The organism is Mycobacterium sp. PS03-16 (assembly GCF_004570325.1).
Classification (GTDB): Bacteria; Actinomycetota; Actinomycetes; order Mycobacteriales; family Mycobacteriaceae; genus Mycobacterium.
Window position 1 is genome coordinate 16,778 of the sequence record NZ_SPQO01000021.1, and the last position, 23,202, is coordinate 39,979.

A 23,202-nucleotide genomic window follows, 5' to 3' on the forward strand; every position below is an offset into this window, starting at 1 on the left:
GTCCACCACGCGCGTGCCGGCCTCAGCGGGGGTCGACCACGTCCATCTCCGCCGGCGAGGCACCCGCGATCGGCTGGGAGATGAAGCTGTGCGTGGTCAATGGGCCGCCGAACTGCTGCAGCAGCCCACCCTGATCGTTACGCCCGAGATCGATCGGCGCGAACCCCAGTTGCGAGACCAGTTCCGCCACCGCGGTGTTGGCGTCAGGGTCGTTGCCGGAGACGAAGACCACCCGCCGTCCCCCACGCCCGTCGCCGGGGTCGCGGGCCAGGACCTTGGCCCACGTGTGGCCGAACGACTTGACCACCCGGGCGTTGACGGCCCATTCGGCCACCAGGTCCGACGAGGCACGGCCACCGAGGTCGGCCGGGGAGAAGTCGGTGTAGTCGATCGCGTTGGTGGCGTCGATGATGATGCGCCCGCCCCAGTCCGGCACGCCGGCGACCAGGGACTCGACCGCCTCGAAGGGCACCGCCAGCACGACGACGTCGGCGCGCAGAGCATCGGACACCTCGGTCGCGACGACTTCAGGACCGATGTCCGCGGCCAGCGCGGCGACGGCATCGACACCGCGGGAGTTGGCCACGCCGACCGACAGACCGGCCCGCGCGAAGGCGCGCGCCACGGCCGACCCGATGTTGCCCGACCCGATGATTGCGTACTTCACGTGACGATCCCTTCTGTTCGGGGCGGCGCGACGTTGCCGACCGGACGCTGTAACGCCGGTACGAGCACGGCGCTTCCCGGGGCCGTCACGGCTACCGGCGCGGGGATCGTGAGCCGAGCGCTGCCTCCGCCTTCGGGGCGAATCCGATGTTTCAGCGCATCCGATCCGGAGAATCCCCCATCCATCGCAGCGTCGCGACGCCCGGAGGTGGCCCATGGTCCGTACGTTCCTCGCCTCGATCGCCGTCATGGCCGCGACCCTGGGGCTGGCGCCCCCGGCCGCCGCCGACGAAGCCGAGTACCTGAAGCTTCAGGATCGGCTGACGTTCCTGACCGCCGATCAGCTGCTCCGCGAGGGTCGCTGGGCCTGTCAGGCCGCCAAGAGCGGGCTGGGCTCGTCGACCATCGTGACGATGGTGCAGGATCGGCTCGAGTGGTCAGGCGCGTCGGTGGAGGCGGCGAACGACATCGTCGCCGGCGGCATCAACATCCTCGGCTGCTGAACACCGCTTCTTGCCGGAGTTGATGCGTCAATCCGCTAGCGCTTCTTGCCGGAGTTGATGCGTCAATCCGCTAGCGCTTCTTGAAGATGGTCCGGTGCCACTCCTTATCGGCCACCCCGGTGATGTCGCTCATCACGTGCTTGATGGTCAGGTACTCCTCGAACGAGTAGTCGCTCATGTCCTTGCCGAAGCCCGACGCGCCGACCCCGCCGTGCGGCATCTCGCTGATGATCGGGATGTGGTCGTTGATCCACACGCACCCGGCGTTGATCTCGCGTGACGCCCGCTGCGCGCGATACACGTCGCGGGTCCACGCCGAGGCGGCCAGCCCGTATTCGGTGTCGTTGGCCTGACGGATCGCGTCGTCGTCGTCGGTGAAGGAACGCACGGTCAGCACGGGCCCGAAGATCTCGTCGCGGTAGGCCTCGGAGCGCTCGTCGACGTCGGCGATCAGCGTGGGCCGGTAGAACGATCCGGGCAGGTCGGGGGCCGATCCGCCGGTGACGATCCGGCCGCCTTCACCCGGCGCACGGGCCACCATGTCGGCCACCTTCTCCCGGTGGGCCATGGAGATCAGCGGGCCGAGGTCGGTGTCCGGATCCTCGGGGTCGCCGACCACCACCTTGCCCATCACCTCGGCCACGCCGGCCACGAAGTCGTCGTACAGATCACGGGCGACGATGGCGCGGGTGGCAGCCGTGCAGTCCTGGCCGGAGTTGATCAGCGAACCGGCGACCGCGCCCTGGATCGCGGCGTCGAGGTCGGCGTCGTCGAACACCACGAACGGGGCCTTGCCGCCCAGCTCGAGCTGGGTGCGGTGGCCGTGCACCGCAGCCGCCGACATGACCTTGCGGCCCACCACCGTCGACCCGGTGAACGTCACCAGGTCCACCCCGGGGTGCCCGGCCAGCGCGGTGCCCACGTCCGCGCCGAATCCGGTGATGACGTTGAGCACCCCCGGCGGCAGACCGGCCTCACCGGCGAGGCGCGCCAGCGTCAGCGTGGTGAGCGGGGTCAGTTCGCAGGGCTTGATGACGACGGTGCACCCGGCCGCCAACGCGGGCAGCACCTTCCACACCGCCATCTGCAGCGGGTAGTTCCACGGCGTGATCGTGGCGACGACGCCGATCGCCTCCCGCCGGATGCTCGAGGTGTGGTCACCGGAGTACTCACCGGTGGCCTTGCCCTCGAGGTGGCGGGCCGCGCCGGCGAAGAAGTCGATGTTGTCCACGCTGCCGGGCACGTCGAACTCGCGGGCCAGGCGCACCGGCTTCCCGGTCTGACTGACCTCCTCGGCGACCAGCGCCTCGGTGTGCTCATCGGCCAGCTTGGCCAGCTTCGCCAGCACGGCCGAGCGTTCGGCGGGCGTCGCGGTCGCCCATCCGGGCAGCGCGGCCCGCGCCGCGGCCACCGCCACGTCGACGTCGGCGTTCACCGCCCGCGCGTATTCGGTGACGACCGCACCGGTCGCCGGGTTGACGATCCCGAAGACGCCGCCACCGGTCTGCACCGGGGCGCCGTCGATCCAACTGCTGGCCACTGAGTTCACGGTCGCGGTCATGGCCCAACGCTATCGGACCGACCACACCGCTGCTACGTATTCCCTCGCTGTCACCCGGTCGAAACGATTGAATTCATAGATATGGTTGCTTGATTCTGCGGATTCCGTGCACAATGCCAGGCATGGCCAACCCAGAGGGTCAGCGCGACATCCAGCCCGTGTCGCTGCGCGTGGGCCAGCCGCGCGCAGGCGCATTCTTTCAGCTCGACGAGTTGTCGAAGGCGATCATCGAGAAGCTGCAGCAGGACGGGCGGCGGTCGTACGCGGGCATCGGCAAGGCCGTCGGTCTGTCGGAGGCCGCGGTGCGCCAGCGGGTGCAGCGCATGGTCGACGCCGGCGTCATGCAGATCGTCGCGGTCACCGATCCGATGCAACTGGGCTTCGCCCGCCAGGCCATGATCGGCATCCGCTGCACCGGCGACACCACCAAGATCGCCGACAAGCTGGCCGCGATGCCGTCGGTGGACTACGTCGTGCTCACCGCCGGATCCTTCGACGCCATCGCCGAGGTGGTGTGCGAGGACGACGACGACCTCCTCGACCTGCTCAACACCAAGATCCGCGCACTGCCGGGAGTGATATCCACCGAGACCCTCGTATACCTCAAACTCGTTAAACAGCAATACAATTGGGGCACCCGATGACAATCATCTCCGAAACCGATCAACCCGTAACCACCGATCTCGCCGCCAAGGCGAACCGCCACCTGTGGGGTCACTTCGCCCGCCACGGCGAGGGCATCACACCGCCGATCATCACGCGCGGCGAGGGCGTGCACATCTTCGACGACAAGGGCAAGCGCTACATCGACGGCCTGTCCGGGCTGTTCGTCGTGCAGGCCGGCCACGGCCGCAAGGAACTCGCCGAGGCGGCGGCCAAACAGGCCGAAACGCTGTCGTTCTTCCCGCTGTGGTCGTACGCGACGCCGCCGGCCATCGAACTGGCCGAACGCCTCGCGGGCTACACCCCCGGCGACCTCAACCGGGTCTTCTTCACCACCGGCGGCGGCGAGGCCGTCGAGAGCGCCTGGAAGCTGGCCAAGCAGTACTTCAAGCTGACCGGCAAACCCGGGAAGCACAAGGTGGTGTCGCGCTCGATCGCCTACCACGGCACCCCTCAGGGCGCGCTGGCCATCACCGGCATCCCGGCGTTCAAGGCGCCGTTCGAACCGCTGACGCCCGGCGGCTTCCGCGCACCCAACACCAACTTCTACCGCGCGCCCAAGCCGTACGACAACGACATCAAGGCGTTCGGCGAGTACTGCGCCGACCGGATCGCCGAGGCCATCGAGTTCGAGGGCCCCGACACCGTCGCCGCGGTGTTCCTCGAACCGGTGCAGAACGCCGGCGGCTGCTTCCCGCCCCCGCCGGGATACTTCGACCGGGTCCGCGAGATCTGCGACGAGTACGACGTGCTGCTGGTCTCCGACGAGGTGATCTGCGCCTACGGTCGCATCGGATCGATGTTCGCGTGCAACGACTTCGGTTACACGCCCGACATCATCACCTGCGCCAAGGGCCTCACCTCCGGGTACTCCCCGATCGGCGCGATGATCGCCAGCGACCGGCTGTTCGAACCGTTCAACGACGGGAAGACCACCTTCGGCCACGGCTACACCTTCGGCGGCCATCCGGTATCGGCGGCTGTGGCGCTGGCCAACCTCGACATCTTCGAGCGCGAGGGCCTCAACGACCGGGTCAAGGAGAACGCCCCGGCGTTCCGCGCGACGCTCGAGCAGCTCTACGACCTGCCGATCGTCGGCGACGTCCGCGGTGAGGGCTACTTCTACGGCATCGAACTCGTCAAGGACAAGACCACCAAGGAGACGTTCGACGACGACGAGTCCGAACGCCTGCTGCGCGGGTTCCTCACCCCCGCCCTGTGGGACGCCGGGCTGTACTGCCGCGCCGACGACCGTGGCGACCCAGTCGTGCAGCTGGCCCCGCCGCTGATCAGCGGCCAGCAGGAGTTCGACGCGATCTACGACATCCTGCACAGCGTGCTGGGCGAAGCCAGCCGGCGGATGTGATTCCGGCGGTTTCGTAGCGGGTCCGGCGTAGCGTCAGCGGTGTGCCGCCGCTGACGCCACGCCGCAAACCGCCGATCCACCCGGTCCGCTGGCAGCCGCCGCCCGTCGAACAGCTGGCGGCGCTGCCCGCACCGGACGTGACCGTCGTACCCGTGCCCGGCCACGCCCCCGAAGACGTCGTCGTCGACGCGGGCGGGCGGCTGTGGACCGGCGTCGATGACGGGCGCATCCTGCGGCTGGACCCCGACGGCCGCAACGCCACCGTGGTCACGAACACCGGCGGACGGCCGCTGGGGCTGGCGGTGGCCGGCGACGGGAGGCTGCTGATCTGCGACAGCCCGCGCGGGCTGCTGGCGCTCGACCCGGAAACCGGCGCGCTGGAACCGCTCGTCGAGACGGTGCAGGGCCGGCATCTGCAGTTCTGCTCGAACGTCATCGAAACCGGGGACGGCACAATCTATTTCAGCGAGTCGACCAGCGCGTTCACCTATGAGCACTTCAAGGGTGCGGTGCTGGAGTCGCGGGGCCGGGGCAGCCTGTTCCGCCGCGATCGCGACGGCACCGTGACCACGCTGGCCGAGGGGCTGTACTTCACCAACGGCGTGACCGTCACCGCCGACGGCTCGGCGCTGGCGTTCGCCGAAACGCTGGGCCGCAGCCTGTCCAAGTACTGGCTGACCGGCCCGCAGGCCGGCACGATCACCCCGTTCGTGCAGCACCTGCCCGGCCACCCCGACAACATGTCCACCGGCGCCGACGGACGCATCTGGGTGGCGATGGTGTCACCGCCGAATGCGACAGCCGAGTGGCTCGCCCCGCGGGCGCCGGTGCTGCGTCACCTGGTGTGGGCGCTCCCCGACCGCTTCGCCCCGCAGATCGCGCCGGAGGTGTGGGCGGTCGCATTCGCTCCGGACAGCGGCGAGGTCGTCGCGGGGCTGCGCACCACCCACCCGGACTTCGGCATGGTCACCGGGTTGGTGGAATCGGGCGGACGGTTGTGGTTGGCCTGCATCGGATCGTCGGCGCTGGCGTCGGTCAGCCTCGACGACGTCGTGCTGTAGGTCCAGACCGACCCGGTTGACTCTGCGTCCGGATCGAGATTGCGGCCAGATCCGCGATCTGGATGCAGAGTCAACGCCGCGTACGGCGCGCTCAGTCACATGTTTCACTTCAGTCACAGCGTGCCTCCCCCGGGCCACAGCGAAGATCACTTAATGTGCGCGGTGATGGCGAGCACACGGACCCTCTCGACGCGCGCGGCCGCGCTGGTGATGGCGGCCGCGGTGCTGGTCGCTCCCGCACTCGTGGCGGCGCCGGTCGCCGGCGCCCAGCCCGCGGCAGGGCCCGCGGCATGCCCCTACAAGACGACGACGCCGCCGGCCATCGACGCCTCCGAGGTGCCCAAGCCCGGCCAGGATCCCCCCGTCGCGCTGCCGGTGCCGGCCACCCCGCTGGGCGGCGACGCGCTCGGCGGGTGCGGCATCATCACCGCCCCCGGCGCCCCGCCGCCGCCCGGGGACGTCTCCGCCGAGGCGTGGCTGGTTGCCGACATGGACACCGGCGACGTGATCGCCGCCCGCGATCCGCACGGCCGTCACCGGCCCGCCAGCGTGATCAAGGTGCTCACCGCGCTCGCGTCGCTCAAGGAACTCAACCTGGCCAAGGCCGTGCCGGGCACCGCCGAGGACGCCGCCGCCGAGGGCACCAGCGTCGGCGTCGACGTCGGCGGCCTCTACACGGTCAACGATCTGCTGCACGGCCTGCTCATGTACTCGGGCAACGACGCGGCCCACGCGCTGGCCCGCCAACTCGGCGGAATGGACACCGCGCTGCTCAAGCTCAACCAGCTCGCCGGCAAGCTCGGCGGCCGCGACACCCGGGTAGCCACCCCGTCGGGGCTCGACGGCCCCGGCATGAGCACGTCGGCCTACGACATCGCGCTGTTCTACCGGTACGCCTGGCGCAATCCGACGTTCGCCGAAATCGTCGCCACCCGCACCTATGACTTCCCGGGCCGCGACGGCAATCCGCCGTACCCGATCGAGAACGACGTGAAGCTGCTCTACAACTATCCGGGTGCGCTCGGCGGTAAGACCGGGTTCACCGACGACGCCGGGCAGACCTTCGTCGGCGGCGCGGAACGCGACGGGCGGCGCCTGGTCGCGGTGCTGCTGCGCGGCACCCGCGTGCCGATCGCGCCGTGGGAGCAGGCGGCCCGCCTGCTGGACTACGGGTTCAGCCTGCCTGCGGGCACCGGCGTCGGCACCTTGATCGAGCCCGACCCGTCGCTGGACCCGCAGCCGGAGGCGGTCGAGACCGATGCGGCCGCGCAGGCCGCCGCCGTGCTGCCGACGGCCGACGCGCTGCCGGTCCGGGTGGGTGTGGCAGTGATCGGCACGATCATCGTGCTGGCGCTCATCATGGCGGCGCGGTCGCTCAACCGGCGCCCGCAGCACTGACCGGTCAGCACCATCGCCGCAGCAACGCCTCGGCGTCGCGGCTCAGCCGGGCGACCACCTCGGCGGCGGGCTCGCTCGCGCTGACCGCCCCCACGCCCTGACCGGCGTTGACCGGAGTCGGCGCCCCCGCTTCGTCGGTCAGCACGCGCTCTGGGATGTGGGCGGGCCAGTCGTAGTCCTGCTGCAGATCGAATTCGCGGGTGAGCGTCGTGTCGGCGCTGTCGGCGGCCAGCAGCGCACCGCGCGCCGTGTCCGGCGTCGAAGCCTCCACACATGCCGCGAAGACGGTGCCCAGCCAGCCCGCCGACGCCCCCGCCGCCAGCACCGCGGCCAGTCCGCGCGCCGTGGAGATCCCGCCTGCGGCCAGCACCGGCACGTCGAACCGGTCCAGCAGCTCGGCCAGCAACGGAAGTGTGGCGACCCGCGGTTCCCCGTGGCCGCCGCCCTCCGCGCCGCGGGCCACCAGCACGTCGACCCCGGCGTCGACCGCGCGGTGCGCCGCGGCGACGGTGCCGACCTGACCTGCGGTGCGGATCCCGGCATCATGCGCGCGGCGCACCCACGACCAGTCCTCACCGAAGCTCACACTCAACAGCGCCGGCCCGGCGGCCAGCGCCGCGTCGAGCAGGCGTGGGTGGCGCTGCGTCACCCAGTGCACCAGGCCGATCCCCACCGGCCGCTCGATGCCGGAGAGTGCCCGCAGCTCGCCGGTCAACAGCTCGGGCGTGGCGGCGCTGCCCATCCCGACCATGCCGAGGCCGCCGGCACCCGACACCACCTGAGCCAACCGTGCGCCCGCCGCACCGCCCATCGGCGCGTTGACGATCGGCACGTCGATGCCGAGCGTCTCGCACCAGGGAGTTCGAAGGGGCACGAACGAGAAATACCACGCAGCGGGCCGGCGACCTCACTGCGTGGTATTTCGTCTGCGTCGGTCAGCTCGGATCGGTCACCGCGGCGGGGACCCGCTTGACGCTGACTTCGGGCACTACGGCCGGAGCGGGAATCGGCCCGCAGACTTCGGGCGGGTCGGGCCAGAGCCGGTTGATCACCACACAGCCGACCAGGGCGATCAGACCTGAGGCGATCAGCCCGCCGTCGATGCCGCCCATGAGGGGCACCAGCGCCCCGGTGTAGGCGTCGTTCACCGAGAACAGCATGCCGACGCACGCGGAGAGCACCCACAGCCCCACCGTCCGGGTGTTCAGCCCGTGGGTGTACCAGTAGACGCCGCCGCGCTCACCACGGTTGAAGACCTGCAGGTCGTCGACGTTGTAGTACCCGCCGCGCTTGAGGTGGCCGTAGACCGTGATCACCACCCACGGGATCGAGAAGCAGACCAGCAGTTGCAGATAGACCGCCATCCCGCTTTCGATCTTGTCGTAGAAGTGCCCCACGTAGACCAGCGCCGTCGCCAGGGCGCACGCCAGCAGCGTGGCCTGGATCCGGTTGAAGCGAGGGATGATCGCGCTGGTGTCCAGGCCGGTGCCGTAGGTGTTGATCACGGCCTGGGTGGTGCCCGAGGCCAGGCCCAGGTACAGCAGGAACGGGATGAACCACATCGGCACCACCTCGACGATGCCGAACACGAACGGCGTGTCGGCGTCAGCGGCCATCGCGTTGAACGCCGCCGCCGAGGTGTAGGCACCCCACAGGAAGCACACACCCATCCCGAAGATGCCCCCCATGAACAGGGTGAGCACGATCCGGCGATCAGAGAACTTCCGCGGTGAGATGTGGCGTGTCCAGTCGCCGGAGTAGGCGGCGTAGGACGAGACCGTCGCCGCGCAGAGCAGAGCGGAGATCAGCCAGGTCGTGGTGTGCGAGCCGAACGCGTACTCCCCGGTGCCCTGATAGCGCGCGTCGAAGTCGCCGCTGTAGACGAACAGACCGATCACCATGCACAGTCCCGCGGTGGGCAGGATGAACTTCAGCGAGCTCATCATGATGTGGTGGCCGTACACGGAGATGACCGTGACGATGATGCTGAGGATGCCGTAGGCGGTGAGCCGCACCGCCTCGTTGTCGCCGATGTCGAGCACGCGGATCAGCGCGGCCGCCAGCGCGTCACCGCCCGTCCAGATGGAGATGGCCGCGAACGCCAGGCTGGCCGTGCCCTCGAGCAACGAGCCGATCAACCGGCCGGCCACCCCGAGGTAGGCACCGCTGGACACGGGGTTGTTGGTTCCCGAGTGCGGACCCATCAGGCCGGACAGCCCGAGGAACACCGCGCCCACCGCCGACCCGAACAGGATCGAGGTCGCCGCCGACCACCAGCCCAGGCCGAAGGCGATGGGATACCAGCCGATGATGAACAGGCCGAAGGTCATGCTGCCGCCGAGCAGCAACACGTAGAGATTGCTCGGCCGGGAACGGCGTTCGTCCTCGGGGATGTACTCGATACCGTGCCGCTCTACCTGAAAGAAGCGGTCCTTGATCGCAGTTTCGACACCTTTGTCTTCCATGCGGTTTGTCACTTTCGGATGAGCCACTCGAATGGCCGGAGATGGTCTGGATTGTCGTTGTACATCAGTTCGGGGTGCCACTGGACCCCGAAGCAGTTCTCGCCTTCCACCGCCTCGACGACTCCATCCGGGCTCCACGCGGTTGCCAGGAGCGACCCGCTGTCCGAGATGGCCTGATGGTGTTGTGAGTTGACCTTCCTCAACTCGGGGAAGAGCGAATGGGCGACTGTTCCCTCCTTGATCTCGATGGAGTGACGGATCGAGGCGTAACCTCCGTCGACGGTGTCCTCCATGTGCTTGCGCACCCCGTAGGCCACCAGGTCCTGATGCAGGCGCCCGCCGTGCGCCACAGCGAGCAGTTGGGCTCCGCGGCACACCCCGAAGGTCTTGATCCCGCGGCGCCTCGCCACGTCGAGGACGGCGAGCTCGACCTCGTCACGTCGTTCGTCGACTCCGTAGAGGGTGGCGCGGGCCCGGTCGCCGTACCGGCTGGGATGGATGTCCCCGCCGCTGAGCAGCAGCAGCGAATCGATTCGGGCGGTCAGCCTGACCGCCTGCTCGGGATCGAGCGTCGCGGGGATCAGGACGGGCATGCCGCCCGCCCTGACCACCGCGTCGATGTAGTTCCGATGGCTGCTCAAGAAGCCATCGGTCCCGAGAGCGATGACGACGCCGACGACCGTCATAGGTCCAGCAGGTACTTCCGGCGCTCAGCGTCGGACACGAGCAGGTGGTCGGACTCCCACTCCTTGAGCTTCATCTCGGTGTACTCCTGCACGAAGGCCGGCGCGAAGGTCTTGTGCACGAGCGGGTCCTCCTGGAAGGCCTCGATCGCCTCGAGCAGCGTGCGCGGCAGCACCGGGGCCTTGGAGTTGTGCGACGCCTCTTCCAGCGGCTTGCCCGGATCGAGTCCCTCGCGGATGCCCTCCAACCCGGCGGCGATCATCAGCGCCGACGCGAAGTAGTAGTTTGCGGCGCTGTCGGCGGCGCGGTACTCGATGCACGGCCGGTTCTGCGGGAGGCGCACGGTGCACGACCGGTTGTTCGAGCCGTAGCTGACCCGGGTCGGCGCCCAGGAGATCTGGCCGTCGGCGAGGCGCGGGGTGAGGCGCCGGTAGGAGTTCGTCGTCGGATTGCCCAGCGCGGTGAACGCCGGAGCGTGCTTGAGGACGCCCGCGATGAACTGGTAGGTGGTCTGGGTCCACTCGCCCGCCGAGTCACCCCGGAACGCATTACGTCCGGTCGCCAGGTCCACCAGGCTCATGTTGAGGTGCGCGCCGGAGCCCCACATGTTGGCGTACGGCTTGGGCATGAACGTGGCGAGCAGGCCACATTCCTTCGCGATCTGCTTGACGGCGAACCGGAACAGCGTCATCCGGTCGGCCATCTCCAGCACCGGCGCGTGTCCGATGCTGAGCTCGTACTGCCCGTCACCGCCCTCATGGCCGAAGGCGTAGACCCCGAAGTCCATCTCCGCCAGGTAGCCGACGAGCTTGTCGAAGAACTCCGAGGCGTCCAGCGTCGCCTCGACGTCATAGGCCGGTGACGGCTTGAGCGATCCGCTACGTGCGATCGGCATCAGGCGATCATGTTCGCCCTCAAGCGATTCCGGCCGGAAGACGTAGAACTCCGGTTCGACACCGAGATGCACCGAGTAGCCCAACTCCGCCGCCGCCTTGACCTGGGAGCGCAGGGCATTGCGGGGGCACAGCGCGAACGGCTCGCGGCCGCCGAAGCTCATGTCGGCCACCATCCAGGCGTAGCGCCGGTCCCACGGCAGGATCTTCAGCGTGCTCAGATCCGGCACGCCGACGACCTCGTCTTCGGTGGGATTCATGTTGCCGATCCCGCCGAACCCGCGTGGCGTGTAGCGTTCAGCGCCCGCGACCAGGTCCGCGAAGTGGGTCATCGGCACGATCTTCGACTTCGGCCGGCCGAGCACATCGATCCAGTTCGCCATCGCGTACTTCACGCCGTTGGCCGAGAGTTCCTTGGCCACCCGCGAATGCTCGGGATCCAAGGCGTACAGCGTGTCGTTGCGTTCGAAGATGGTGTCTGTCATGGGATTCTCCTTCTCATGGTCGGGCGGCCGCGCCGGATGGCGAGCGATGAGCGCCCCGTGGTGGTTACGGCTGGTTGGCGAGTGCCTCGGCGGCGAGCGTGAACGGCTCGAGAGGCGCACGCGCGACCCCGCCGCCGATCTGCCCGCCTCCGATACCGGCGATCCCGATGTCGAGGACGGGGGTGATCCCCGTTTCGGCGATCGCGCGGACGTCGAATCCGACTGGCGTACCGCGGTAGTCGAGCGCGGGTATCCGGAAGTCCGGATGGGTGGTTGCGCAGATCCGGTACATCTGTTCGGTGCGTTCGAGCATCGCTGCGGCCTTACCGCCGCTCGACCGCTGCAGTGGTAGCGCGGCCGCCTGAGCGACACCGCCCAGGCCGACGGTCTCGGTGATCACGCTCTCCCCGCCCATGAACTCCATGTCGTCCTCGGAATGGCCGGGATACAGCTTCATGGCCTCGAACGTGGGAAGGGGACCGGTGAACCATCTGTCTCCCGTGCCGGAAACCTGGATTCCGAATTCCCGGCAGGAGAATGCCATTGCGGTGACCACGCTCGATCCGGCCACCCCGCGCATCCGGTTGGCCATGACCTTGGCGGCGGCCATCGCCAGACGCAGGAAGAAGTAGTCGCCCTCCGACAGGTACTCGGCCACGGTGCGCGCGTCCTCCGCTTGCGCCTCGGCGATCGAGCGCAAGAGCGTGCGCGCGAAGAGCGTTGTCGCAGCGGTGTTCCGGCTGTGCAGTTCGTCACCCATCGTCAACGCCCGCGCGATGATCGGTTTGAGGTCGACGCCGCCGTGCTGCCGCACCACACGATCCAGCGCCGGGCCCACGTGGTCACGCAGATGATCGAGGTTGCGCCGGGTGGCTTCGGTGTAGACCCCGTAGTTCAGCCGGTCCACCGCGTCGCCCTCGTAGAGCGTGCAGTAGGCGCGGTCGGCGGTCTGGGAATCCTCGACCACGACGACCGGCATGGAGGCCGTGGTGACGCCGGCCAGCGATCCGACGACGCCGAGTTCCTGACAGCCGGATACGGTGACTTCACCCGCCAGGAAGGCTCTTTCGGCCGCGACGCGGTCCTCGGCGAAGCCCTCGTAGATGGCCGCGCCGAGCAGGGCCTCGCGCTGCCCTCCGGTGTACTTCTCGAACGGCATCGTCGGCCCCGAGGTGAGGATCAGATTGCGGCGCATGCCGGGAACGGTGTCGACCGCGCGAGAGATCGCGACCAATCGCGGCGCACAGGCGAACATGCGACCGAGGGCGTCGGCGTTCGCGTCGGCGTGAACGCCGAGTTCGGTGGGCGCGGCCATCATGCGGCCGTCTCATGGCCCGGCAGGGCCACCACGCTCAGTGACAAAAGGTTTTGGCATTCGCGGATGTGCGACGAAGGCATAGAAGTACTCCTGGAGGTGAGGCGGCAATCGAACGACCACTGCGCTTGACAAAACGTTTTGGCTATGTTCTGCTAAAACCGTAACGCAGTGATCTGCGGCCGGTCAAGAGTCAAATGTGATCGCGGACACGCAGCTGCCTCCCGAGGTCGAGGACGACGTGGCGAATATCAAGGATGTGGCACGGCACGCCGACGTGTCGGTGACGACGGTGTCGCACGTGCTCAACGGTCGCGGCCGGGTCTCCGCCAAGACCCGCGCCCGTGTGCTGGCGGCCGCCGAGCAACTCGGCTACACCGCCAACGCTCATGCCCAGCAGCTGGTCACCCGCCGTAGCCATATCCTGGTCATCCAGATGCCCGACCTGGACGGCCCGGCTGGACATGACGTCGCGCTGGTGCCGACGTCGGAATCGGAGTACTTCCTCGAATTGGTCAACGGCGCCGCAGCGGCCGCAGCCGACGCGAAGTACGCCTTGATCGTCGTGTCGGCCGGGGTGGATGTGTCGTCCATGCGCAGCTTCGGCGTCGACGGAATGATCATCGTCGACCCGAAGGGCTCCGAGCCCGTGCTTCAAACGTCCTTTGCGGCAAAGTATCCCGTCGTGACGACCGGTGAGCCGGTGATCGCCGCGGGTGCGCCGGGCTTCGTTGTGGACAACGATCACCGGGCCGCCGCCCGAGAGATACTCGACCACTTCGCGGCGCAGGGCCGGTCACGGCCCGCGCTGATCGTCGACACCACCTCGCGGTCCTACATTCGTGACATCGTCGAGGCTTATGGCGACTGGTGCTCAGACCACGGGCTGAGTCCCGCCGTTGTCGCCGTACCGGATGCCACCCCCGCCGACATGGGCGCCGCGCTGGCATCACTGCGGACCGGTCCGGAACCGGCCGATGCCATCTTCACGAGCTCGGACGGATGCGCGGTCGCATTGCTCAATGCTGCGCGCACCGCGGGAGTGTCGGTTCCCGGCGATCTCGCGTTGGCCAGTGCGGTCGACAGCTCGATCCTTCGCGTGACCAACCCGCCGGTCACGGCGGTGTACCTACATCCACGGGACATCGGCGCGCGGGCGGTCGAATGCCTGACCCAACTGATCGCCGGCGGAGAATCCGGCAGCGACGCACCGGAGTTGGACACGTCGCGACGTCTCATCCCCACCCGGCTCTTCATCCGGGAATCGACGACAACAGATCACCACGATGACGATGGGAAGTGAATCGATGAAGGTTCTGGTCATCAGCGCGAGCCCGCGTGAGGACGGTAACTCTCACGTGCTGGCGGAGGCCGCGATCTCCGGTGCCAGATCGGCCGGCCATGAGGTCGAACACGTCTTCCTCAACGACTACGTCGAACGAATGCTGGACAACTGTCGCCGGTGCCGGCTGACGGACGGGCGCTGCTCCATCAACGACGGCTACGAGTCGTTGCTCCTCGACAAGATACTGCCCGCCGACGGCATCATCTACGCGATGCCGCTGTACTTCTACGGCATGCCGGCCCGCCTCAAGTCGGTCTTCGACAGGTTGTTCTGCTACACCGCGAACAGCGCTCCGCAGCAGGCGCAGGTGGTGGCGGGAATCACCGGAAAGACTGTCGGAGTGTTGATCTCATGTGAAGAGAGTTACGTCGGCGCGACGTCGGGCGTCATCGCCCAATACCAGGAGCTGACACGGTATCTGGATCAATCGCTCGCCGGCGTGGTGATCGGGAACGGGAACAGCCGAGGTGAGATCGTGCACGATCCGTGCGATCCGGTGTCCGCGGCGCGCGATCTCGGCGCCCGGCTGTTCGACATCCGGGTGACCGACTACCGACTCACCTCGGTCCGATCGAATCGCGTGTGGGAGCACCTCGGCGTTTGACGGGACGCGCGTGCCGTGGCCAGTCGACCATTCGCGTGCTTGCTACCGTGGGGACCGTCACGCCGTGACACCGGACGAGGGGCACCGTACCCGGCGAGCGACAAGACGGTGCCTGGAGGTGTGTTATGGCCTGGGTCATCCTGCTGGTGTCGGGGGCCTTCGAAGCGGTATGGGCGATCGCGCTGAGCAAGTCGGAGGGGTTCACACGTCCCGTCCCCGTGGTGGTCTTCCTCGTTGCGGCGTTGATCTCCATGGGCGGCTTGGGCATTGCCCTGCGTGACCTGCCGGTCGGCACGGGCTATGCGGTGTGGGTCGGCGTCGGCGCGGCGCTCACGGTCCTGTACGCGCTCGTCACCGGCGCAGAGAGCGCATCGCTGATCAAGGTCGCGCTGCTGCTGGGCATCGTCGTGTGCGTCGTCGGTCTGCAGCTGGTCAGTCAAGCTCACTGACGGCGGCGCAGCCGCGAAAGGCCAAGCGCGCCGGCCGCACCGACCGCCGCCGCGACGACCGCGCCACCGACGCCGACCCCCTCGCGCACCTCCACCCGGGTGGTGATCTGCGCGGGGTCGGGCGGGTCGACCGGCGCGGCGAGCATGTTGTCGTGCGAGGTGGCCGCCCACGCGGTCGCGAACAGGATCAGCCGGGCGGTCACGTAGGCGAACACCATCAGCCCCAGCACGGGCCCGAACGTCGCACCGGCGGGCCCGGTCAGCACCGAGCTCAGATAGATCGACGCCACCTGCTTGAAGATCTCGAAGCCGACGGCGGCCAGCAGACCCGCCCGCACGCTGCTGCGGAAACTCACCGATTCGCGGGGTAGCCGGGCGATCATCCAGGTGAACAACAGCCAGGACACGCCGACGGCCACCAGCATCGACAGCGCCTTCAGGCCCCACGTCAGCCCGGGGACGTCCTCGATGCCCGCCCAGGCCAGGATCCGCGCGATCAGCTTCTGGTCCCCCAGCGCGGTCAGGCCGACCGTGACGACGATCGCCACGAACGCCGACAGCAGCGCCAGCAGATCCGACACCTTGGTGGTGATGAAGGTGCTCGAATCGCTGTGCTGCTCCCACATCGCGCTCAGCGCCTCGCGCAGGTTGTTCATCCAGCCCAGCCCGGCCCACGCCGCGGTGGCCAGCCCGACGATGCCCAGCGAGGTCCGCGACTCGATCGCGGTGTTCATCAGCTCGACGAGTTGCTGACCGAAGTCGCCGGAGACCGTCTGCTGGATCCGACCCTGCAGACTGCCCAGCAGGTCGGGCTGGCTGGCGAGCACGAATCCGGTGATCGAGAAGCCGAGCATGAGCAGCGGGAACAGTGCGAACACCGTGAAGTAGGTGATGCCGGCGGCGAAGAAGTTGCCCTTGGACTGCTGATAGCGCTCCTGGGCACGCATGACGTGGTCGAACCAGTCGTAGCGGGCGCGGAAGCGGTCGAGCACACCGGGCTTGGCCGGTTCGTCCACACCAGCCTCCAGTCTCTACGAGCGCGCGGGCAGGAAACCCAGCCGGTCGTATACCCGTTTGAGCGTGCGGGCAGACACCTCGCGGGCGCGCTCGGCACCGACGGCCAGCACCCCTTCGAGTTCGGCGGGGTCGGCCAGCAGTTCGTCGACCCGGGTCTTGATCGGGGTGACGAACTCCACCACCGCGTCGGCGGTGTCCTTCTTCAGGTCGCCGTATCCGCGGCCGGCGTAGCCCTCGACCAGCGTGTCGACGTCGGCGCCGGTAACCGCGGCCTGGATGGTCAGCAGGTTCGACACTCCCGCCTTCGCCTCCCGGTCGAAGCGGATCTCGCGTTCGCTGTCGGTGACGGCCGAGCGGATCTTCTTGGCCGTCTTCGCCGGGTCGTCGAGCAGGCTGACCAGCCCGGCCTCCGTGGCCGCCGACTTGCTCATCTTGGCCGTCGGGTCCTGCAGGTCGTAGATCTTGGCGGTGGCCTTCGGGATCAGCACGTCGGGTACGACGAATGTGTCGGGGAACTGGGCGTTGAACCGCTGCGCGACGTCGCGGGTCAACTCCAGATGCTGACGCTGGTCCTCGCCGACCGGTACCAGGTCGGTGTCGTAGAGCAACACGTCGGCGGCCATCAGCACGGGGTAGGTGAACAGGCCCACGGTGGTGGAATCCGCGCCCTGCTTCTGGGACTTGTCCTTGAACTGCGTCATCCGTGACGCCTGCCCAAACCCGGTGAAACAGCCCAGTGCCCAAGCCAATTCGGCGTGGGCGGGCACATGGCTCTGCACGAACACGGTGCTGCGGGACGGGTCGATGCCCAGCGCCAGGTACTGCGCGGCGGTGACCAGCGTGCGGCGTCGCAGCGTCTCGGGGTCCTGCGCGACCGTGATCGCGTGCAGGTCCACCACGCAGAAGAACGCGTCGTAGTCGTCCTGCAGCGCCGTCCAGTGCGTCACGGCCCCCAGCGCGTTGCCCAGGTGCAGCGAATCGGAGGTGGGCTGCACACCGGAGAATACGACACGTGGCACGGGGGGCGGGCTCTCGACTGGGGAGTTCATGATGACCCGATCTTTCCATGCGGGTGCGGTGCGTACTCGACGGTGACCGGGGCATGGTCGCTCCAGCGCAGGGCGTAGGCGTCGGCGCGTTCGACGCGCGCCGCGCACGCGCGGGCCGCCAGCGACGGGGTGGCCAGGTGGTAGTCGATCCGCCAGCCCGCGTCGTTGTCGAACGCCCGGCCGCGCCACGACCACCAGCTGTAGGGCCCCGCGACGCCGGGATGCAGCACCCGCACCACGTCGACCCACCCGGTCGCGAGCAGGTCGGTCAGCCACTGCCGTTCGCCGGGCAGGAATCCGGACTTCTTGAGGTTGCCCTTCCAGTTCTTGATGTCGTGCTCGGTGTGGGCGATGTTCCAGTCGCCGCACACCACCGCATCGGTGTCCCGCAACTCGGCCATGCGGCCCGCCAGCGCGGCCATGAAGCGCTCCTTCTCGAGCTGACGGTCGGTCTCGGCCTCGCCGGTCTGGACGTAGACGCTGGCCACGGTCACCCCGCCGGTGTCCACCTCCAGGTAGCGGCCGTGCTCACCGAATTCGTCGGAGACCATCCGTCGGGTCGCGTCGATCGGGTGCCGCGACAGCACCGCCACCCCGTTGCGGCCCCTGAGATGCGGGCTGGCCGAGGCAAGGTGCCAGCCGTCGGCCAGGGCAGGGGCCAGCGCATCGGCCAGCTGCTCGTCGTCGGCGCGGGTCTCCTGCAGGCACACCACGTCGGCGGTCGACTCCTTCAGCCAGGCCAACAGCCCGAGATTCTCCGTCGAGCGCTGCTTGACCGCGGCGCGGATGCCGTTGACGTTGACGGTGCTGACTATCACGGCGCCAGACCCTAACCCGCCCCCTCGACCGGCCGACCTTGCGGTACCGCCGGTATCACCTTAATGTCGGGCAGCATGACCGAACGCGCACCGATCCACGCCGGATCCGGCGAGCCGATGCTGCTGCTGCACCCGTTCATGATGTCGCAGAACGTGTGGAAGAAGGTCGCGCCGGTGATCGCCGACACCGGCCGCTACGAGGTGTACGCGCCGACCATGCTCGGGCACAACGGCGGCCGTAAGGGCCCGTTCTTCCTGGACAGCGGCTCGCTGGCCGACGACGTCGAGCGCCGGATGGAAGACCTGGGCTGGGACACCGCGCACATCGTCGGCAACTCGCTGGGCGGCTGGGTGGCGTTCGAACTCGAGCGCCGCGGCCGCGCTCGCACCCTGACCGGCATCGCGCCCGCCGGCGGCTGGCGGCACTTCACGCCGGCCAAGTTCGAGATCGTCGCCAAGTTCCTCGCCGGCCTGCCGATCTGGCTGGTGGCCCTTCTGCTCAAGGAGCGGGTGCTCAAACTGCCGATCACCCGGTACCTGACCTACCCGGCGGTCAGCGCCACCGTGGACGGGCTGTCCGACGAGGACGTCGCCGACATCATCGACGACGTGTCGCACTGCCCGGCGTACTACCAGCTGCTGGTGAAGTCGCTGACCCTGCCCGGGCTGCTGGAACTGGCCGAGGGCCGTTCCCCCACCCACCTGGTGATCTGCGAGAAGGACCGGGTGCTGCCGCATCCGCGGTTCACCCGGCACTTCACCGACTCCCTGCCCGACGACACCAAGGTGACCCACCTCGACGGCGTCGGGCACATCCCGATGTTCGAGGCGCCTGAGCTCATCGCGAACCTCGTCGTCGACTTCGTCGACGAGCACGCCGGCCCCGCCGCGGGCCGGGCCGTACCGCCCGCGGGTTAGGCCTTCTGCGCCGACTCCAGCGCCTCGTTGAGCGTCTTGCTGGGCCGCATCACTGCGGTCGTCTTCTCGCGGTCCGGGTAGTAGTAACCGCCGATGTCGACGGCCTCCCCCTGCACCTCGTTGAGTTCGGCGACGATCGTGTCCTCGTTCTCGGCCAGCTTCTTGGCCAACGGCTTGAAGTGCTCGGCCAGGTCTGGGTCCTCGGTCTGTTCGGCGAGCGCCTGGGCCCAGTACATGGTCAGGTAGAACTGGCTACCGCGGTTGTCGAGTTCACCGGCTTTGCGTGACGGGCTCTTGTTGTTGTCGAGCAGCTTGCCGATCGCCGCGTCCATCGTCTTGCCGAGCACCTCGGCGCGCTTGTTGCCGGCCTTGGCGCCCATGTCCTCGAAGCTCGCGCCCAGCGCCAGGAACTCACCGAGGGAGTCCCAGCGCAGGTGGTTCTCCTCGACCAGCTGGTGGACGTGTTTGGGGGCCGACCCGCCGGCGCCGGTCTCGTACATGCCGCCACCGGCCATCAGCGGCACGATCGACAGCATCTTGGCGCTGGTGCCCAGCTCCAGGATCGGGAACAGATCGGTGAGGTAGTCGCGCAGGATGTTGCCGGTCACGGCGATGGTGTCCTGCCCGCGGATCACCCGCTCCAGCGTGTACCGCATCGCCCACACCTGCGGCATAATCTGAATCTCCAGACCCTCGGTGTCGTGGTCTTTGAGGTAGGCCTTGACCTTCTTACGCAGTTCGGCCTCGTGCGGCCGCTCGGTGTCCAGCCAGAACACCGCGGTCATGCCCGAGGCCCGCGCCCGGTTGACGGCCAGCTTGACCCAGTCGCGGATCGCGGCGTCCTTGACGATCGGCATACGCCAGATGTCGCCGGTTTCGACGTTCTGGGTCAACAGCACCTCACCGGTGTCGATGTCGACGATGTTGGCGACCCCGTCCTCGGGAATCTCGAACGTCTTGTCGTGGCTGCCGTACTCCTCGGCGCGCTGGGCCATCAGGCCGACGTTGGGCACGGTGCCCATCGTGGTCGGGTCGAACTGGCCGTGGGTCTTACAGAAGTTGACCATCTCCTGGTAGATGCGGGAGAACGTCGACTCCGGGTTGACCGCCTTGGTGTCCTTGAGCTTGCCGTCGGCGCCGTACATCTTGCCGCCGGCGCGGATCATCGCGGGCATCGAGGCGTCGACGATGACGTCGGACGGCGAATGGAAGTTCGTGATACCGCGCGCCGAGTCGACCATCGCCAGCTCGGGACGGTGTTCGTGGACGGCGTGGATGTCGCGGATGATCTCTTCGCGCTGCGACGCCGGCAACGACTCGATCTTGGAGTAGAGGTCCGACATGCCGTTGTTGACGTTGACCCCGAGTTCGTCGAGCACCTGCTGATGCTTGGCGAACGCCTCCTTGTAGAAGACCTTCACCGCATGCCCGAACACGATGGGGTGGCTGACCTTCATCATCGTCGCCTTGACGTGCAGCGAGAACATCACACCGGTCTTGTAGGCGTCCTCGATCTGCTCTTCGAAGAACTCGCAGAGCGCCTTGCGGCTCATGAACATCGAGTCGATGATGTCGCCGGCGTCCAACTTCACCTCGGGCTTGAGCACGATCTCCTCGCCGCTCTTGGTGGTCAGCACCATCTTGACCGTGCGGTCGTTGTCGATGGTCATCGACTTCTCGCCGTGGTAGAAGTCGCCGTGCTTCATCGTCGCGACATGGGTGCGCGAGGCCTGCGACCACTCGCCCATGCTGTGCGGGTGCTTACGCGCGTACTCCTTGACGGCCTTGGGGGCGCGGCGATCCGAGTTACCTTCGCGCAGCACGGGATTCACCGCGCTGCCGAGCACCTTGGCGTAGCGCTCCTTGATCGCCTTCTCGTCGTCGGTCTTCGGATCCCCCGGGTAGTCCGGCAGGTCGTAGCCCTTTTCCCTGAGCTCCTTGATCGCGGCCAGCAACTGCGGCACCGAGGCGCTGATGTTGGGCAGCTTGATGATGTTGGTCTCCGGGAACTGCGTCAGCTCGCCGAGCTCGCCCAGCGCATCCGGCACGCGCTGGTCCTCGGTGAGCCGGTCGCTGAACTCGGCGAGGATGCGCGCGGCCACCGAGATGTCGGCGGTCTTGACGTCGATGCCCGCGGCGCCGGCGAAGGCCCGCACGACCGGGAGGAACGCGTAGGTCGCCAGCAGAGGCGCCTCGTCGGTCAGGGTGTAGAAGATGGTCGGCTGCTCGGCGCTCATGTCGTGTTCTCCCGGAGTCGGTATCGGTCAGAAATCGAAGCAGCTCCGCGTTGTCGGCGGCCCAGTGCGCTCATGTGGATGCCTCGCGGCCAGATTACAAGCCTGCCGAGACGGGTGGACGGCCAGCGTTGGCTACTGACCAGTAGCTTCTCCTGGTGGCACCTCCCGTCGGCGGTGCGTTAAGCTCTGTTCCGGTCATGAGCGCCAGCGACAAGCCCCGGCTTGCTGGCCGGCAACCCTCCAACCGCGGTGGGGTGCCCCGGGTGATGACCAGGTTGAGTAGCCGCACACGGCTATAAGGCAAGCGCGGGTCCGCCGTGAAACGGGCCCCCTGTTTCACGGAGGAGTGTCGATGACTGATCCCGACGTCGTGTCCCACTGGGCGTTCGAGACCAAGCAGGTGCACGCCGGCCAGTCGCCCGATGCGGCCACCAACGCTAGGGCTCTGCCGATCTACCAGACCACCAGCTACACGTTCCGCGACACCGACCACGCCGCGGCGCTGTTCGGCCTGGCCGAGCCGGGCAACATCTACACCCGGATCATGAACCCGACGACCGACGTCGTCGAGCAGCGCATCGCCGCGCTGGAGGGCGGCGTCGCCGCGCTGTTCCTGGCGTCCGGGCAGGCGGCGGAGACGTTCTCGATCCTGAACATCGCCGGCGTCGGAGATCATGTCGTGTCGTCCCCCCGGCTCTACGGCGGCACCTACAACCTCTTCCACTACTCGCTACCGAAGATGGGCATCGAGGTGAGCTTCGTCGAGGACGCCGACGACCTCGAGTCGTGGCGGTCCGCGGTGCGCCCGAACACCAAGGCGTTCTTCGCCGAGTCGATCTCCAACCCGCAGATCGACGTGCTCGACATCCCCGGCGTTTCGGCCGTCGCCCACGATGCGGGCGTGCCGCTGATCGTCGACAACACCATCGCCACGCCGTACCTGATCCAGCCGCTGGCCCACGGCGCCGACATCGTCGTGCACTCGGCCACCAAGTATCTCGGCGGGCACGGCAACGCGATCGCCGGTGTCATCGTCGACGGCGGCACCTTCGACTGGACCAACGGCCACTTCCCCGGTTTCACCACCCCGGACCCGAGCTATCACGGCGTGGTGTTCGCCGACCTCGGCGCGCCGGCGTACGCGCTGAAGGCCCGCGTCCAGTTGCTGCGTGACCTCGGTTCGGCGGCGTCGCCGTTTAACGCGTTCCTCATCGCCCAGGGCCTCGAGACCCTGAGCCTGCGGATGGAGCGCCACGTCGCCAACGCGCAGCGCGTCGCGGAGTACCTCGCCGGGCACGCCGACGTCGAATCGGTGAACTACGCCGGGCTGCCCACCTCACCGTGGTTCGAACGCGGAAAACAGTTGGCGCCCAGAGGAACCGGTGCCGTGCTGGCCTTCGAACTGTCCGGCGGCGTCGAGGCCGGCAAGGCCTTCGTCAACGCGCTGACGCTGCACAGCCATGTCGCCAACATCGGCGACGTGCGCTCGCTGGTGATCCATCCCGCCTCGACCACGCATGCCCAGCTCAGCCCCGAGGAGCAACTCGCCACCGGCGTGACTCCCGGCCTGGTCCGGCTTGCGGTCGGCATCGAGGGCATCGACGACATCCTGGCCGACCTCGAGCAGGGCTTCGCCGCCGCTGCCCGGGTCCGCGCCTCGACGACCGACCCCCACGCGGTGGCGTCGTTCTAGGCAGCACAGTTT

The 23,202-nt window shown here is 68.1% G+C and carries 21 protein-coding genes and 2 riboswitches; of the genes, 10 read left to right on the forward strand and 11 right to left on the reverse strand.

Going from position 1 to position 23,202, the window contains the following annotated elements; translation table 11 throughout:
- Positions 1-22 precede the first annotated feature (22 nt).
- Positions 23-667, reverse strand: coding sequence for an NADPH-dependent F420 reductase (locus E4P42_RS17645; RefSeq protein WP_209305803.1), 645 nt, complete (start codon positions 665-667; stop codon positions 23-25).
- A 214-nt stretch (positions 668-881) separates the two neighbouring features.
- Between E4P42_RS17645 and E4P42_RS17650 the strand changes: the two genes are divergently transcribed.
- Positions 882-1,169, forward strand: coding sequence for a DUF732 domain-containing protein (locus E4P42_RS17650; protein WP_135127376.1), 288 nt, complete (start codon positions 882-884; stop codon positions 1,167-1,169).
- Positions 1,170-1,239: 70 nt separating this feature from the next.
- On the opposite strand, the gene E4P42_RS17655 is transcribed toward E4P42_RS17650, so the two are convergent.
- On the reverse strand, positions 1,240-2,730 hold the full coding sequence (locus tag E4P42_RS17655; RefSeq protein WP_135127377.1) for a gamma-aminobutyraldehyde dehydrogenase: 1,491 nt from the start codon (positions 2,728-2,730) through the stop codon (positions 1,240-1,242).
- 122 nt (positions 2,731-2,852) lie between these two features.
- Between E4P42_RS17655 and E4P42_RS17660 the strand changes: the two genes are divergently transcribed.
- The 4 genes from E4P42_RS17660 to E4P42_RS17675 all read left to right on the forward strand — a co-directional run bounded on the left by E4P42_RS17660 (position 2,853) and on the right by E4P42_RS17675 (position 7,218).
- Positions 2,853-3,374 (forward strand): Lrp/AsnC family transcriptional regulator, encoded by a 522-nt coding sequence (locus tag E4P42_RS17660; RefSeq protein ID WP_209305804.1) that lies wholly within the window; start codon positions 2,853-2,855, stop codon positions 3,372-3,374.
- Positions 3,371-4,759 carry an aspartate aminotransferase family protein gene (locus tag E4P42_RS17665; protein WP_135127379.1) on the forward strand — a complete coding sequence of 463 codons (1,389 nt, stop codon included), beginning with the start codon at positions 3,371-3,373 and terminating at the stop codon, positions 4,757-4,759. Before E4P42_RS17660 ends, E4P42_RS17665 begins: the two co-directional genes overlap by 4 nt.
- Positions 4,760-4,809: 50 nt before the next feature.
- Positions 4,810-5,820: an SMP-30/gluconolactonase/LRE family protein gene (locus E4P42_RS17670; RefSeq protein WP_135127441.1), complete on the forward strand. Its 1,011-nt coding sequence runs from the start codon at positions 4,810-4,812 to the stop codon at positions 5,818-5,820.
- A 165-nt stretch (positions 5,821-5,985) separates the two neighbouring features.
- Positions 5,986-7,218, forward strand: a complete 1,233-nt coding sequence (locus E4P42_RS17675; protein ID WP_135127380.1) for a D-alanyl-D-alanine carboxypeptidase family protein — start codon at positions 5,986-5,988, stop codon at positions 7,216-7,218.
- Positions 7,219-7,222: 4 nt separating this feature from the next.
- Here E4P42_RS17675 and E4P42_RS17680 read toward each other — a convergent pair whose 3' ends face one another.
- The 5 genes from E4P42_RS17680 to E4P42_RS17700 all read right to left on the reverse strand — a co-directional run bounded on the left by E4P42_RS17680 (position 7,223) and on the right by E4P42_RS17700 (position 13,063).
- Positions 7,223-8,092, reverse strand: a complete 870-nt coding sequence (locus E4P42_RS17680; protein WP_135127381.1) for a nitronate monooxygenase family protein — start codon at positions 8,090-8,092, stop codon at positions 7,223-7,225.
- Between the two features lie 61 nt (positions 8,093-8,153).
- Positions 8,154-9,683 (reverse strand): cytosine permease, encoded by a 1,530-nt coding sequence (locus E4P42_RS17685; RefSeq protein WP_135127382.1) that lies wholly within the window; start codon positions 9,681-9,683, stop codon positions 8,154-8,156.
- Positions 9,684-9,691: 8 nt separating this feature from the next.
- Positions 9,692-10,369: a gamma-glutamyl-gamma-aminobutyrate hydrolase family protein gene (locus E4P42_RS17690; protein ID WP_135127383.1), complete on the reverse strand. Its 678-nt coding sequence runs from the start codon at positions 10,367-10,369 to the stop codon at positions 9,692-9,694.
- The gene (locus tag E4P42_RS17695) at positions 10,366-11,745 is read right to left on the reverse strand and encodes a glutamine synthetase family protein (RefSeq protein ID WP_135127384.1); all 1,380 of its coding nucleotides are present in this window, start codon (positions 11,743-11,745) and stop codon (positions 10,366-10,368) included. Before E4P42_RS17695 ends, E4P42_RS17690 begins: the two co-directional genes overlap by 4 nt.
- A 64-nt stretch (positions 11,746-11,809) precedes the next feature.
- Positions 11,810-13,063, reverse strand: a complete 1,254-nt coding sequence (locus tag E4P42_RS17700; protein WP_245234080.1) for a DUF1116 domain-containing protein — start codon at positions 13,061-13,063, stop codon at positions 11,810-11,812.
- Between the two features lie 196 nt (positions 13,064-13,259).
- Here E4P42_RS17700 and E4P42_RS17705 point away from each other — a divergent pair, with 196 nt between their 5' ends.
- The 3 genes from E4P42_RS17705 to E4P42_RS17715 all read left to right on the forward strand — a co-directional run bounded on the left by E4P42_RS17705 (position 13,260) and on the right by E4P42_RS17715 (position 15,458).
- Positions 13,260-14,363 carry a LacI family DNA-binding transcriptional regulator gene (locus tag E4P42_RS17705; protein ID WP_135127385.1) on the forward strand — a complete coding sequence of 368 codons (1,104 nt, stop codon included), beginning with the start codon at positions 13,260-13,262 and terminating at the stop codon, positions 14,361-14,363.
- A 4-nt stretch (positions 14,364-14,367) separates the two neighbouring features.
- Complete coding sequence (locus tag E4P42_RS17710) at positions 14,368-15,009, forward strand: flavodoxin family protein (RefSeq protein ID WP_135127386.1); 642 nt, start codon at positions 14,368-14,370, stop codon at positions 15,007-15,009.
- Positions 15,010-15,060: 51 nt separating this feature from the next.
- A riboswitch (guanidine-III (ykkC-III) riboswitch) is annotated at positions 15,061-15,124 on the forward strand.
- A gap of 10 nt (positions 15,125-15,134) precedes the next feature.
- Positions 15,135-15,458, forward strand: coding sequence for a multidrug efflux SMR transporter (locus tag E4P42_RS17715; RefSeq protein WP_135127387.1), 324 nt, complete (start codon positions 15,135-15,137; stop codon positions 15,456-15,458).
- Here E4P42_RS17715 and yhjD read toward each other — a convergent pair.
- The 3 genes from yhjD to E4P42_RS17730 are packed head-to-tail and all read right to left on the reverse strand — an operon-like array spanning position 15,452 to position 18,342.
- A complete protein-coding gene (yhjD, locus tag E4P42_RS17720) occupies positions 15,452-16,474 on the reverse strand; it encodes an inner membrane protein YhjD (protein WP_135127388.1) in 1,023 nt (340 codons plus the stop codon). The genes E4P42_RS17715 and yhjD overlap by 7 nt on opposite strands.
- A gap of 15 nt (positions 16,475-16,489) precedes the next feature.
- Positions 16,490-17,524, reverse strand: coding sequence for a tryptophan--tRNA ligase (gene trpS / locus E4P42_RS17725; protein WP_135127389.1), 1,035 nt, complete (start codon positions 17,522-17,524; stop codon positions 16,490-16,492).
- The gene (locus tag E4P42_RS17730) at positions 17,521-18,342 is read right to left on the reverse strand and encodes an exodeoxyribonuclease III (protein WP_135127390.1); all 822 of its coding nucleotides are present in this window, start codon (positions 18,340-18,342) and stop codon (positions 17,521-17,523) included. The genes trpS and E4P42_RS17730 overlap by 4 nt, the downstream gene beginning before the upstream one ends.
- Before the next feature lie 75 nt (positions 18,343-18,417).
- Here E4P42_RS17730 and E4P42_RS17735 point away from each other — a divergent pair, with 75 nt between their 5' ends.
- Entirely contained in the window at positions 18,418-19,260 is an 843-nt protein-coding gene (locus tag E4P42_RS17735) for an alpha/beta fold hydrolase (RefSeq protein ID WP_135127391.1), read from the forward strand.
- Here E4P42_RS17735 and E4P42_RS17740 read toward each other — a convergent pair.
- Positions 19,257-21,497, reverse strand: a complete 2,241-nt coding sequence (locus E4P42_RS17740) for an NADP-dependent isocitrate dehydrogenase (protein WP_135127392.1) — start codon at positions 21,495-21,497, stop codon at positions 19,257-19,259. The two genes, E4P42_RS17735 and E4P42_RS17740, sit on opposite strands and share 4 nt — an antisense overlap.
- A gap of 193 nt (positions 21,498-21,690) precedes the next feature.
- Positions 21,691-21,810, forward strand: a riboswitch (SAM riboswitch).
- A gap of 39 nt (positions 21,811-21,849) precedes the next feature.
- Between E4P42_RS17740 and E4P42_RS17745 the strand changes: the two genes are divergently transcribed.
- Positions 21,850-23,190 carry a bifunctional o-acetylhomoserine/o-acetylserine sulfhydrylase gene (locus E4P42_RS17745; RefSeq protein ID WP_135127393.1) on the forward strand — a complete coding sequence of 447 codons (1,341 nt, stop codon included), beginning with the start codon at positions 21,850-21,852 and terminating at the stop codon, positions 23,188-23,190.
- Positions 23,191-23,202: the final 12 nt, after the last annotated feature.